Annotated in this window: 11 protein-coding genes; 4 read left to right on the top strand and 7 right to left on the bottom strand. The window is 72.9% G+C overall.

The annotated features are described in order from the left end of the window. Nucleotides 1-144: 144 nt before the first annotated feature. Entirely contained in the window at nt 145-1,026 is an 882-nt protein-coding gene (locus ACQY0Z_RS26270; RefSeq protein ID WP_019521725.1) for a LysR family transcriptional regulator, read from the bottom strand. A gap of 230 nt (nt 1,027-1,256) precedes the next feature. Here ACQY0Z_RS26270 and ACQY0Z_RS26275 point away from each other — a divergent pair, with 230 nt between their 5' ends. After that, the gene (locus tag ACQY0Z_RS26275) at nt 1,257-2,270 is read left to right on the top strand and encodes a bile acid:sodium symporter (protein WP_189903722.1); all 1,014 of its coding nucleotides are present in this window, start codon (nt 1,257-1,259) and stop codon (nt 2,268-2,270) included. Here ACQY0Z_RS26275 and ACQY0Z_RS26280 read toward each other — a convergent pair. The 6 genes from ACQY0Z_RS26280 to ACQY0Z_RS26305 form a co-directional block, all read right to left on the bottom strand. Then, a complete protein-coding gene (locus tag ACQY0Z_RS26280) occupies nt 2,167-3,435 on the bottom strand; it encodes a DUF4185 domain-containing protein (protein WP_439812917.1) in 1,269 nt (422 codons plus the stop codon). The two genes, ACQY0Z_RS26275 and ACQY0Z_RS26280, sit on opposite strands and share 104 nt — an antisense overlap. A gap of 123 nt (nt 3,436-3,558) precedes the next feature. After that, nucleotides 3,559-4,407: a formate dehydrogenase accessory sulfurtransferase FdhD gene (fdhD, locus tag ACQY0Z_RS26285; RefSeq protein ID WP_189903660.1), complete on the bottom strand. Its 849-nt coding sequence runs from the start codon at nt 4,405-4,407 to the stop codon at nt 3,559-3,561. Beyond that, nucleotides 4,377-5,285, bottom strand: coding sequence for a 2Fe-2S iron-sulfur cluster-binding protein (locus tag ACQY0Z_RS26290; RefSeq protein WP_439812918.1), 909 nt, complete (start codon nt 5,283-5,285; stop codon nt 4,377-4,379). Before ACQY0Z_RS26290 ends, fdhD begins: the two co-directional genes overlap by 31 nt. Next, nucleotides 5,282-7,138, bottom strand: coding sequence for an NADH-ubiquinone oxidoreductase-F iron-sulfur binding region domain-containing protein (locus tag ACQY0Z_RS26295; protein WP_189903656.1), 1,857 nt, complete (start codon nt 7,136-7,138; stop codon nt 5,282-5,284). Before ACQY0Z_RS26295 ends, ACQY0Z_RS26290 begins: the two co-directional genes overlap by 4 nt. A 6-nt stretch (nt 7,139-7,144) precedes the next feature. Next, nucleotides 7,145-9,070, bottom strand: coding sequence for a molybdopterin oxidoreductase family protein (locus ACQY0Z_RS26300; protein WP_254585873.1), 1,926 nt, complete (start codon nt 9,068-9,070; stop codon nt 7,145-7,147). Next, a complete protein-coding gene (locus ACQY0Z_RS26305; RefSeq protein WP_381727059.1) occupies nt 9,067-10,038 on the bottom strand; it encodes a 2-dehydropantoate 2-reductase in 972 nt (323 codons plus the stop codon). Before ACQY0Z_RS26305 ends, ACQY0Z_RS26300 begins: the two co-directional genes overlap by 4 nt. A gap of 179 nt (nt 10,039-10,217) precedes the next feature. On the opposite strand from ACQY0Z_RS26305, the gene ACQY0Z_RS26310 reads away from it, so the two are divergent. From ACQY0Z_RS26310 to ACQY0Z_RS26320, 3 genes are all read left to right on the top strand, one after another. Next, nucleotides 10,218-11,570, top strand: a complete 1,353-nt coding sequence (locus ACQY0Z_RS26310) for an OFA family MFS transporter (RefSeq protein WP_381727060.1) — start codon at nt 10,218-10,220, stop codon at nt 11,568-11,570. Continuing rightward, nucleotides 11,539-11,679 (top strand): MFS transporter small subunit, encoded by a 141-nt coding sequence (locus ACQY0Z_RS26315; RefSeq protein ID WP_189903648.1) that lies wholly within the window; start codon nt 11,539-11,541, stop codon nt 11,677-11,679. The genes ACQY0Z_RS26310 and ACQY0Z_RS26315 overlap by 32 nt, the downstream gene beginning before the upstream one ends. A gap of 181 nt (nt 11,680-11,860) precedes the next feature. Continuing rightward, nucleotides 11,861-12,808, top strand: a complete 948-nt coding sequence (locus ACQY0Z_RS26320) for a beta-ketoacyl-ACP synthase III (protein ID WP_189903646.1) — start codon at nt 11,861-11,863, stop codon at nt 12,806-12,808. The last annotated feature ends 65 nt before the right edge of the window (nt 12,809-12,873 follow it).

A 12,873-nucleotide genomic window follows, 5' to 3' on the forward strand; every position in this document is an offset into this window, starting at 1 on the left:
GGGCACATTCCTGACGGCGGAGTAAGTTTCGGTGCCGCAATCTCCACGGAATCTGTACGACCGCGTGACCCGCCCATGGGCGGGGGAACGGCCCTCACCCAGCTCAGCGCACGGGCGGCCCGGACCGTCACTCCCTTCCGGCCGTCACCCCTGACCGCCGCGGTGCAGCCGGTCGCCGCCGGCCAGGATCGCCGCCGCGAGCGCGTCCGCCGCGCCCTGCGCCGAGGGCCGCCGCCGGCCGTGCACCACCACGAAGTCCACCGACCCCGGCTCCGGCAGCCCGGCCCGCTCCGGCATCCGCACCAGCCCCGGCGGGATCAGCCCCCGCGCGTGCACCATCACCCCGAGCCCCGCCCGCGCCGCCGCGAGCAGGCCGTTGAGGCTGCCGCTGCTGCACACGATCCGCCACTGCCGGCCCTCCCGCTCCAGCGCCCGCAGCGCCAGGTCCCGGGTGATGCCCGGCGGCGGATAGACGATCAGGGGCACCGGGCGGTGCGGGTCGAGCCGCAGACCCGGAGCGCCGATCCACACCAGCTCGTCCTGCCACACCAGCCGGTGCGGGTCCGGACGCGGGTCCTCCGGGCGCCGCTTGGCCAGCACCAGGTCGAGGCGGCCCGCCGCGAGCTGCTCGTGCAGGGTGCCCGACAGCTCGACCGTCAGCTCCAGGTCGACCTCGGGGTGCTCGTGCCGGAACCGTTCGAGGATCTCCGGCAGCCGGGTCAGCACGAAGTCCTCGGACGCCCCGAACCGCAGCCGCCCGCGCAGCCGGGTGCCGGTGAAGAACTGTGCCGCCTGCTCGTGCACGTCGAGGATGCGGCGCGCGAAGCCGAGCATCGCCTCGCCGTCCTCGGTCAGCTCCACGGAGTGGGTGTCCCGCGTGAACAGCTGCCGCCCGGTGGCCTCCTCCAGCCGCCGCACGTGCTGGCTCACCGTCGACTGGCGCAGCCCCAGCCGCCGCGCCGCCTGCGTGAAGCTCAGCGTCTGCGCCACGGACAGGAAGGTCCGCAGGTGGGTGGGCTCGTACATGCCCGGCAGCCTATACCGGTCATCACGGAACACGATCACAGTGAGAGCGGTGTACGGGATTCCCGATCACGAAACGAAGGAGCAGGATGGAGCGGGGGCCCCTTGTCCCCATGAAGCGGGGATTCCTTTGCCCCCGCCTCCCCGTGGCACCCGCACCGGGGGACCGCACCGCCGAGTACACACACCCGAGCACGTGGAGCACCGTGAATCGCCTGCACTGGCCGCGCTGGATGCCGATCGACCCGTACATCACGCTCCTGCTCGGCACGGTGGGCGTGGCCGCGCTGCTGCCCGCCCGGGGCGCCGGCGCCGACGTCGCGTCCGGCGCCTCCACCGCCGCGATCGCGTTCCTGTTCTTCCTCTACGGCGCCCGCCTCTCCACCCGTGAGGCGCTGGACGGACTCAAGCACTGGCGGCTCCACGTCACCGTCCTGGCCTGCACGTTCGTCGTCTTCCCGCTGCTGGGCCTGGCCTCCCGCGGACTCGTCCCGGTGTTCCTCAACGACCCCCTCCACCAGGGCCTGCTCTTCTGCACCCTGGTCCCGTCCACCATCCAGTCGTCGATCGCGTTCACCTCGATCGCCCGCGGCAACGTGCCCGCCGCGATCTGCGCCGGGTCGTTCTCCTCGCTGGCCGGCATCGTCGTCACCCCGCTGCTCGCGGCGGCGCTGCTCGGCGGAAGCGCGGGCGGCTTCTCCGGCGACTCGGTGGTGAAGATCGTGCTCCAGCTGCTGGTGCCGTTCCTCGCCGGGCAGTTCACCCGCCGCTGGATCGGCGGCTTCGTCGCCCGCCACCGCAAGGTGCTGGGTCTGGTGGACCGCGGCTCCATCCTGCTCGTCGTCTACACCGCGTTCAGCGAGGGCATGGTGCAGGGCGTCTGGAGCCAGGTGAGCCCCGGCCGGCTCGGCGGACTGCTCGTCGTCGAGGCCGTGCTGCTCGCGGTGATGCTCGCGCTCACCTGGTACGGCGCCAAGGGCCTCGGCTTCAACCGGGAGGACCGCATCGCCATCCAGTTCGCCGGGTCGAAGAAGTCGCTGGCCGCCGGACTGCCCATGGCGTCCGTGCTGTTCGGGGCGCACGCCTCGCTGGCCGTGCTGCCGCTGATGCTCTTCCACCAGATGCAGCTCATGGTGTGCGCGGTCATCGCCAAGCGCCGCTCCAAGGACCCCCTCCCGGAGGTCGTCGCGGAGGACCGAGCCGCACCGTCACGAACCGAGGCCGGTACAGCGACACGTTCCGGCTGAGCATCGCCGCCGCCGCGGACGTCTCCAGCCAGTTCACGTCGTGGCTGAGCACCAGCCGTCCGTCCCGGCTCAGCGCGGGGTGCGTCTGCGGGTTGTAGGCGGCGGTGCCGGGTGCGGGCAGCGCGGGGGTGAACGCGCCCAGGGGACCGTGCCACGGCCCGGCCGGGGAGCACGCCCAGTACGCCGTCACCGTGGCCAGCCCTTCCGCGCCCGCCGCCATGGTGAAGAGCACGTACGTCCCGTCGTCCCGCGTCACCGTGAAGGCGCTGCCCACCCCGGTGCGTCTCCCGTCGCCCAGCACCGGCGCGGGACGCGCGCGCGACCGCCAGCCCGAGCCGTCCCAGTACTCCCAGGCGGCCGGGTCGGCGAGACCGCCCTCGGGCACCCGGGCCACGTAGGCGTGCGAGGCCGGGCGGGACGCGGGGCGCCCGTCGTCACCGCCGAACACGTACGTCCGGCCGTCCTCCTCGACCAGGGTGGTGCCGAACAGGACGCGGCGGGAGAGGTCGCCGACGTGCCGCTGGTCCAGCACCGTGGTCACGGACTCCAGACGCAGGGAGGGCAGGGAGAGCGTGGCGACCTCGGTGGCGAGGGGCTCCCCGTAGATCCACGGGGGCGCGCCGTTCTGCCGCACCCACAGCAGCACCCGCAGCACCCGCTCCGAGGCGCCTGGGGAGCGCGGTTCGACCCGCGCGGCGACCGGCCAGCGCCAGGTTCCGGGGGCCGGGTCGGGGAAGAGCGGGGCGGGGAGGGTGGCCACGGGCCGGCCGCCGTGCGTCACCACCGCGGAGTTGCGCACCAGGGGCGCGGTGCCGTCCCGCCAGGCGTACGCCTCGCCGGCCGGGTTGGGCGGCCGGTGCACCCGGCCCAGGAAGGTGTCGGAGAACAGCCACAGCAGCCGTCCGTCCGGCAGCCGCACGGAATGCGTGCCGTCCCCGCCGGTCCAGTCGTCGGTGCGGGTGTCGTCGTCGCCGTAGCGGGCGAACGCGGAGGTGAGCCGGGGCTCGGGCGCCCAGGAGACGACGGTGCGGGGCGGGCACCCCTCGCCGCTGCCGCCGTCACCGTCCGACCTACCCGTGACCAGCACGGCCCCGAGGACCAGGACCAGCACCACGGCGATCCCGGCCCCCGTCCGCCGCCGTGGTCGCACGGTGTCGCCGGGCATGCCGGGTGACGTTAGCGGCCGCGCGGGCGCCGGTCCACGGGGCCTCGATTGAGGCGGGGCCCCGCGGCGCAGGGGGCGCTCCCCGCCGGGTGGGGCCCCGCCGCCGTGCAGCGAGGGGGTGCGTCAGGCCCGGACGGCCGCGGCCCGCAGGGCGATCCGCTCCTCACCCGCGTACACGTTCATGGAACTGCCCCGCAGGAAGCCCACCAGGGTCATGCCGGTCTCCGCCGCCAGGTCCACGGCCAGCGAGGACGGCGCCGAGACCGCCGCCAGCACCGGGATGCCGGCCATGACCGCCTTCTGCGCCAGCTCGAAGGAGGCCCGCCCCGACACCATGAGGACCGTGCGGGACAGCGGCAGGTTCCCGCTCTGCAGGGCGCGGCCGACCAGCTTGTCGACCGCGTTGTGCCGGCCCACGTCCTCCCGGACGTCGAGGAGTTCGCCGTGCTCGTCGAACAGGGCCGCCGCGTGCAGCCCGCCGGTGCGGTCGAAGACCCGCTGGGCCGCCCGCAGCCGGTCCGGCAGCTCCGCCAGCAGCTCCGGTGTCACCCGCAGCGGCGGGGTGTCCGCGATCGGGTGACGGGTCGTGGTGCGCACCGCGTCCAGGCTGGCCTTGCCGCACAGCCCGCAGGACGAGGTGGTGTAGACGTTGCGCTCCAGGGTGATGTCGGGGAGGGCCACCCCGGGCGCGGTCGAGACGTCGACCACGTTGTACGTGTTCGACCCGTCGGCGGTGGCCCCGGCGCAGTACACGATGTTGCGCAGGTCCGAGGCGGTCGCCAGGACCCCCTCGCTGACCAGGAAGCCGGCCGCCAGCGCGAAGTCGTCGCCCGGGGTGCGCATGGTGATCGCCAGGGGTTTGCCGTTGAGCCGGATCTCCAGGGGTTCCTCGGCGACGAGCGTGTCCGGGCGGGTGGAGACCGCCCCGTCCCGGATGCGGATCACCTTGCGTCGTTCCGTGACTCGTCCCATGTTCCGTTCCGTTCCGTTCCGTCCCGGCTCTGCACGTGCTGGTAGCCGAACCGGCCCTTGATGCACAGGTTGCCGTGGGTCACCGGGTTGTCGTGCGGCGACGTGACCTTCACGATCTCATTGTCCTGCACATGGAGCGTCAGGTTGCAGCCCACGCCGCAGTAGGCGCACACGGTCGTCGTGCGCGTCTGCCGCGACTCGTCCCACGTACCCGCGGCACGCATGTCGAACTCCGATTTGAACGACAGCGCCCCCGTGGGGCACACCTCGATGCAGTTGCCGCAGTACACGCACGCCGAGTCGGTGAGCGGCGCGTCGTGCTCCACGGCGATCCGGGCGTCGAAGCCGCGCCCGGCGACGGAGATCGCGAAGGAGTTCTGCCACTGGTCGCCGCAGGCGTCCACGCACTTGTAGCAGAGGATGCATTTGCCGTAGTCGCGCACGTAGAGGTCGTTGTCGACACGGGGCTCCTCGTTCAGCCGGGCCGCGTCCGGGCCGAAGCGGTCCGGCTTCGCCTCGTACTCCTTCAGCCACTCGGCGACCCGGGGTGTCGTCGACAGGTCGACCGAGGAGGCGAGCAGTTCCAGCACCACCTTGCGGCTGTGCCGGGCCCGCTCGGTGCCGGTGCGCACCTCCATGCCCGCCTCGGCCTTGCGCGAGCAGGCCGGCACCAGGGTGCGCGAGCCCTCGACCTCGACCACGCAGACCCGGCAGGCGTTCTTCGGGGTGAGGGTGTCGCCCTCGCACAGCGTCGGGATGTCCTTCCCCGCGGCCCGGCAGGCGTCCAGGATCGTCGACCCCTCGGGCGCCCGCACCGGCTCCCCGTCCAGGGTGAACTCCAGCAGACGGCGGGGGATCCCCAGCGGTGTCACGGTCATTCGTACGCCCCCAGACGGTCGATGGCGGATTCCACGGCGTTCCACGCGGTCTGGCCCAGACCGCAGATCGAGGCGTCCCGCATCGCGCGCCCCACCTCGCGCAGCAGGGTGATGTCGGCGGCGGCGTCCGCGCCGGTGCGCTCGGCGATCCGGTGCAGCGCCTCCTCCTGGCGCACGGTGCCGACCCGGCACGGCACGCACTGCCCGCAGGACTCGTCGCGGAAGAACTCCGCGATGCGCAGCAGCAGACGGGGGAGCGGGACGGTGTCGTCGAGGGCCATGACCACACCGGAGCCGAGGGTGGCGCCGGCCGCACGGGTGCCCTCGAAGGTGAGCGGGATGTCCAGCTCGTCGGGGCGGACGAACCCGCCGGCGGCCCCGCCCAGCAGCACCGCCCTCAGCCCGTCGCGCACCCCGGCCAGCTCCAGCAGCTCGCCGAGCGTCGCGCCGAACGGCAGCTCGTAGATCCCCGGGCGGTCCACGCTGCCCGACACGCAGAACAGCTTGGGGCCGGTGGACGCGCCGGTGCCGATCGCCGCGTACGCCTGTGCGCCCAGCGTGAGCACCGGCAGCACGTTGACCAGGGTCTCCACGTTGTTCGCGACCGTCGGCTTGCCGAACAGGCCCTTCTCCACCGGGAACGGCGGCTTGGAGCGCGGCTCGCCCCGGTAGCCCTCGATGGAGTTGAACAGGGCCGTCTCCTCGCCGCAGATGTAGGCGCCCGCGCCGCGCCGGATCTCGATGTCGAAGGAGAACCCCTGGCCCAGGATGTCGTCGCCGAGCAGACCCCGGGCGCGGGCCTGCGCGATCGCGTGCCCCATGCGCTCCAGGGCGCGCGGGTACTCGCCGCGCAGATAGAGGTGGCCGTGCCGGGCGCCGGTCGCGTACGCCGCGATCGTCATGGCCTCGACCAGCGCGTACGGGTCGCCCTCCATCAGCACGCGGTCCTTGAAGGTGCCCGGCTCGGACTCGTCGGCGTTGCACACCAGGTAGTGCGGGTGGTCCGGCTGGGAGGCGGTGGCCTGCCACTTCCGGCCGGTGGGGAAGGCCGCGCCGCCCCGGCCCAGCAGCCCGGAGTCGGTCACCTCCCGGATCACCCCGGCGGGCCCGAGCGCGAAGGCGCGGCGCAGCGCGGTGTACCCGCCGTGCGCCCGGTAGTCGTCCAGGTCGGCGGGGTCCACCGTGCCGACGCGGCCCAGCAGGAGCAGGTCCGGGTCGGGCGCCTGGGGGACCGCCACGGCGGCGGCGGGCTCCTCGGGGGCGTTCTCCGGCGCGAGCGCCGCGTCGACCACGGCGTCGGGGGTGGCGGGGGCGGACACCGCGGTCGCCCGTGGCGTCCCGCCGCCGGCCGTCGCACGGGCCGCGTCCTCCCCGGCCCGTACCACCAGCGCCGCCGGGGCCCGCTCGCACAGGCCCAGACAGGGACTGCGCTCCACCTTCACCCCCGACTCCGGGCCCAGGCGCGCCTCCACCGCCTCGCACAGCCTCGGCGCGCCCGCCGCCGCGCACGCCAGGTCCGTGCACACGTGCAGCACGGTGGCCGGGCGCGGGCGGACGGCGAACATGGCGTAGAACGTCGCCACGCCGTACGCCTCGGACGGCGGGACCGTCAGCCGGCGGCACAGGTAGCCGAGACCGCCCTCGCTGATCCAGCCGACCCGGTCGTTCAGCGCGTGCAGCCCCGGCAGCAGCAGGTCGCGGCGGTCACGCGCGGCCCGTCCGCCGCGCGCCCACCTCAGGTCCGCGTCGGAGCGGTCGGCGCCCTCCCAGGACGACTCGGGCGGCCCGAGCAGGGCGTCGACGGCGGCGCGCTCCTCGTCGGTCGGTTTGCTGTCGCCGAAACGCAGGTCCACGCTTGCTCACCTCACGTGTGTCGGGGCCGGGAGTTTCTCGATCCGGATCGCCGACGCCTTGAACTCCGCCGTCCCCGCGATCGGGCAGTTCGCCTCGATCGTCAGCTGGTTGGTGTCCACCTCGTCGGGAAAGTGGAACGTCATGAACGCGAGCCCCGGCCGCAGCGCGGGGTCCACCCACACCGGCGCCCGCACGGACCCGCGCCGCGAGGTCACCAGCACCTCCTCGCCCACCACGACGCCGTACCGCTCGGCGTCCTCGGGGCTCAGCTCGACGTATTCGCCGCGCCGCAGCGGGGAGGCGAAACTGCCGCTCTGCACCCCGGTGTTGTAGGAGTCCAGGCGCCGTCCCGTGGTGAGCCGGACCGGGTACCGCTCGTCGGTGAGGTCCACCGGCGGGTCGTGCTGCACGATCCCGAACGGCGCGGGACGGCCCCGGCGTCCGGGGTCCTTCTCCCACAAGCGGCCGTGCAGGTACGGCGGTTCGATGCGGTCGGTGCTCGGGCACGGCCACTGGATGCCCTGGTGCTCCTCGAGCCGCTCGTACGTCATGCCGTGGTGGTCGGGGGAGACCGCGCGCAGCTCGTCCCACACGGCCTCGGCGCCGTCGTACTTCCAGTCGTGGCCGAGGCGTCCGGCGAGGTCGCAGAGGATGTCGATGTCCTCGCGGGCCTCCCCGGGCGGGGTCACGGCCCGGCGGACGCGCTGCACCCGGCGTTCGCTGTTGGTGGTGGTGCCCTCGGTCTCGGCCCAGCCGGCGGTCGCGGGGAGGACGACGTCGGCCAGTTCGGCGGTCTTCGTCAGGAAGATGTCCTGCACCACCAGGAAGTCCAGCTCCTTGAGCCGGCGCACGGCCTGGTCGGTGTCCGCCTCCGACTGGGCCGGGTTCTCGCCGATGCAGTAGACGGCGCGCAGCGTCCCGTCGTCCATCGCCTCGAACATCTCCGTCAGCGTCATCCCGTACCGGGGCTGGATGACGGTGTCCCAGGCGGCCTCGAACTTGGCGCGCACGCCCGCGTCGAGGGGGTCCTGGAAGCCGGGCAGCCGGTTGGGGATCGCGCCCATGTCGCCGCCGCCCTGCACGTTGTTCTGCCCGCGCAGCGGCTGGAGCCCCGAGCCGTAGCGGCCGACGTGGCCGGTGAGCAGCGCGAGGTTGATCAGGGCGCGCACGTTGTCGGTGCCGTTGTGGTGCTCGGTGATACCCAAGGTCCAGCACAGCTGGGCGCGTTCGGCGCGGGCGTAGGCGTGCGCCAGCTCCCGTACCGCCGCGGCCGGGACGCCGGTCACCTTCGAGGCGAGGGACAGCGTCCACGGCTCGACGAGTTCCTTGTACTCCTCGAAGCCGGTGGTGGCGCGCCGCACGAACGCCTCGTTGACCAGGCCCGCGTGGATGATCTCACGGCCGATCGCGTGGGCCATCGCGATGTCCGTGCCGACGTTCGGCCCGAGCCAGCTCTCCGCCCACTCCGCGGTGGACGTCCGGCGCGGGTCGACCGCGTACATCCGGGCGCCGTTGCGGATGCCCTTGAGCACGTGCTGGAAGAAGATCGGGTGCGCGAAGCGGGCGTTGGAGCCCCACATCACGATGACGTCGGTGTGCTCCACCTCCTCGTACGACGAGGTGCCGCCGCCCGAGCCGAACGCGGCCGACAGCCCGGCGACCGAGGGAGCGTGGCAGGTGCGGTTGCAGGAGTCGACGTTGTTGGTGCCCATGACGACCCGGGCGAACTTCTGCGCCACGTAGTTCATCTCGTTGGTGGCGCGGGAGCAGGAGAACATGCCGAACGCGCCGCGCGCCGCCCCCAGTGCGCGCGCGGTGCGGTCCAGCGCCTCGTCCCAGGTGGCCCGGCGGAACGGTTCGTCCCGTGAGTCGCGGACGAGGGGGTGGGTGAGACGGGTGTAGGTCTTCGGGGTCCGGTCGCGTTTCCTCATGCGGCGCTCCTCAGCGCGAGCAGGTCGGACAGGGCGTGCACGGTGCGCAGGGTGGGCACGGGGACGCCGGTGATCTCCGCCAGCTCGACCACGGCCGCGAGCAGCACGTCGAGCTCCAGCGGCTTGCCGCGTTCCAGGTCCTGCAGCGTGGAGGTGCGGTGGTCGCCGACCCGTTCGGCGCCGGCCAGCCGCCGTTCGATGGAGACGCCGACCTCGCAGCCGAGCGCCCGGGCGACGGCCAGGGTCTCGGACATCATCGTCTCGATGACCTGGCGGGTGCCGCCGTGCAGGCACATCTGCCGCATGGTGGCCCGCACCAGGGCGCTGATCGGGTTGAAGGAGATGTTGCCCAGCAGCTTGAGCCAGATGTCGTTGCGCAGGTCCGGCTCGACCGGGCACTTCAGGCCGCCCGCCCGCATGGCGTCGCTCAGGGCGAGGCAGCGCGCGGAGACGCTGCGGTCGGGCTCGCCGATCGAGAAGCGGGTGCCTTCCACATGCCGTACGACACCGGGCTGTTCGAGTTCGGTGGCCGCGTACACCACACAGCCGACGGCCCGTTCGGGCGCGAGCACCGCGCTGACCGAGCCGCCGGGGTCCACGCTCTCCAGCCGGCGTCCGTCGTACGGGCCGCCGTGCCGGTGGAAGTACCACCAGGGGATGCCGTTCTGGGCGGCCACCACGGCCGTCGTGTCGTGCAGCAGCGGCTCGATCAGCGGCCCGCACGCCGCGTACGAGTTGGCCTTGAGACCCAGGAACACGTAGTCGGCGGGGCCGACCTCGGCGGGGTCGTCGGTGGCGTGGGGTCGCGCGGTGAAGTCGCCGCGCGGGCTGCGCACCCGTACTCCGTCCTGCCTCATGGCCGCGAGATGCGGTCCACGGGCGATGAGATGCACGTCGGCGCCCGCGCGGTGGAGCGCGGCGCCCACGTAGGCGCCGATCGCACCGGCGCCGAGGACTGCGACTTTCATGGCGAAGGGAGCTCCGTCCGGTCGAGGGATACCGAAGAACCGGGAGAATCGCCGAATCTCTGTCGACGAAATATTGTCTACAGTATGGAGAGGAGGCCGACAAGGCTTTGTGCAGTACCGGTGGTTGTCCGCTCAACAGTCTTCTCAAGGAGCTGATCGCTCCCTACGGTTGGGGACTCATGAGTCCCCCCGTCGCACCGCCGGGCTGGAGCCGCTGGCTCGTGCCGCCCGCCGCGCTCGCCGTACACCTCTCCATCGGCCAGGCCTACGCCTGGAGCGTGTTCAAACCGCCGCTGGAGTCCGCGCTCGGCCTCAGCGGCACCCAGAGCGCGCTGCCCTTCCAGCTCGGCATCGTCATGCTCGGCCTGTCCGCGGCCTTCGGCGGCACCCTCGTCGAACGCCGGGGCCCGCGCTGGGCGATGACGGTCGCCCTGATCTGTTTCTCCTCCGGCTTCCTGCTCTCCGCGCTGGGCGCGGCCACCGAGCAGTACTGGCTGATCGTGTTCGGCTACGGCTTCGTCGGCGGCATCGGTCTGGGCATCGGCTACATCTCGCCCGTCTCCACGCTCATCAAGTGGTTCCCCGACCGGCCCGGCATGGCCACCGGCATCGCCATCATGGGCTTCGGCGGCGGCGCGCTGATCGCCTCGCCCTGGTCGGCGCAGATGCTCGAGTCCTTCGGCACCGACAACGTTGGCATCGCGTACGCCTTCCTCGTGCACGGCCTGACGTACGCGGTGTTCATGATGCTCGGCGTGCTGCTGGTGCGCGTGCCGCCCAGCGTGCGGCCGAAGGCCGACGCTCCCGCCGTCACCGCCGGCCCGCAGGTCTCGGCCCGGTCCGCCGTGCGCACCCCGCAGTTCTGGCTGCTGTGGATCGTGCTCTGCATGAACGTGACCGCCGGCATCGGCATCCTGGAGAAGGCCGCGCCGATGATCACGGACTTCTTCGCGGACAGCTCCGCGCCGGTGTCCGCCACGGCCGCCGCCGGCTTCGTCGCCCTGCTGTCCGCCGCCAACATGGCGGGCCGTATCGGCTGGTCCACCACCTCCGACCTCATCGGCCGGAAGAACATCTACCGCGTCTACCTCGGCGTCGGCGCGCTGATGTACGCCCTCATCTGGTCGCTGGGCGACTCCTCCAAGCCGCTGTTCGTGCTGGCCGCGCTCGTCATCCTCTCCTTCTACGGAGGCGGTTTCGCGACCGTCCCGGCGTACCTCAAGGACCTGTTCGGCACCTACCAGGTGGGCGCCATCCACGGCCGGCTGCTCACCGCCTGGTCCACCGCCGGCGTCCTCGGACCGCTCATCGTCAACTGGGTCGCCGACCGGCAGGAGGAGGCCGGCAAGCACGGCCCGTCCCTGTACGGCGTCTCCCTGGTCGTCATGATCGGGCTGCTGGCCGTCGGCTTCGTCGCCAACGAACTGGTCCGCCCCGTCCACCCGCGTCACCACGAGCCGGCCGCCGACGCGCCGGTTGCTACGTCCGAGGAGGCCGCCGATGACCGGCGAGAGCAGCACGAGTCCGCCTGAGCCCTCGCGCCGCGCGCTGATCGCCTTCTCCTGGGTGTGGGTGGGCCTCCCGCTCGCCTACGGCCTGTACGAGCTGGTGCGGAAGGCGACGCAGCTGTTCACCGGGTGATCCGGCGCTTCCTGCGGGTGATCGCGGACAGGACGGGCGCGGGGACGCCTGACGCGGCCCTTCGAGGGCTGACGGAAGGCGACAAGCCTCGCGCCCGTTTCCTGTCGCTTCACCTGCACTCGTACCCGTGAGTCACTGATCAGACTGGTGCATCCCGCAACCGGATCACGAGGGGATCACCATGAGCGGCTCACGCATCACCGCCGTCGGCCACTACCAGCCCGCCCGGGTCCTGACCAACGAGGACCTGGCGGGCATGGTCGACACCAGCGACGCGTGGATCACCAGCCGCGTGGGCATCCGCACCCGGCACATCGCCGGACCCGACGAGCCCGTCGACGAACTGGCCGCGCACGCCGCCGCCAAGGCGCTCGCCGCGGCAGGACGTACGCCCGACGAGATCGACCTGGTCCTGGTCGCCACCTCCACCGCGATCGACCGCTCGCCCAACATGGCGGCCCGCGTCGCCGCCCGCCTCGGCATGCCCGGCCCCGCCGTGATGGACGTCAACGTGGTGTGCGCCGGCTTCACCCACGCCCTCGCCACCGCCGACCACGCCGTGCGGGCCGGCGGGGCGGAGCGGGTGCTGGTGATCGGCGCCGACAAGATGTCCGACGTCACCGACTGGACCGACCGCACCACCTGCGTCCTCGTGGGCGACGGGGCGGGCGCGGCCGTCGTGGAGGCGGGCGCGCCGGGCGCCGAGAACGGCATCGGTCCCGTGCTGTGGGGCTCGGTGCCGGAGATGGGGAACGCGGTGCGGATCGAGGGGACCCCGCCGCGGTTCGCGCAGGAGGGGCAGAGCGTCTACCGGTGGGCGACCACCCGGCTGCCGGAGTTCGCCCGCCGCGCCTGCGAGAAGGCGGGGCTGACGCCGGAGGACCTCGCCGCGGTCGTGCTGCACCAGGCCAACCTGCGGATCGTGGAGCCGCTCGCGCGGCGGATCGGCGCCGTCAACGCCGTCGTCGCGCGGGACGTCGTCGACTCCGGCAACACCTCGGCCGCGAGCATCCCGCTCGCCTTCTCCAAGCTCGTCGAGCAGGGCGCGGTGACGAGCGGGGACCCGGTGCTGCTGTTCGGCTTCGGCGGCAACCTGTCGTACGCGGGACAGGTCGTGCGCTGCCCGTAGGCGCGCGTCCCGTGGCACGGGTGTGACGAGGGCAACCCGAACGCGGTGTGGCCGTGCGCCGTAGA

It is taken from the genome of Streptomyces sp. P9-2 (assembly GCF_051903975.1).
In the GTDB taxonomy this organism is placed as follows: domain Bacteria; phylum Actinomycetota; class Actinomycetes; order Streptomycetales; family Streptomycetaceae; genus Streptomyces; species Streptomyces cellulosae.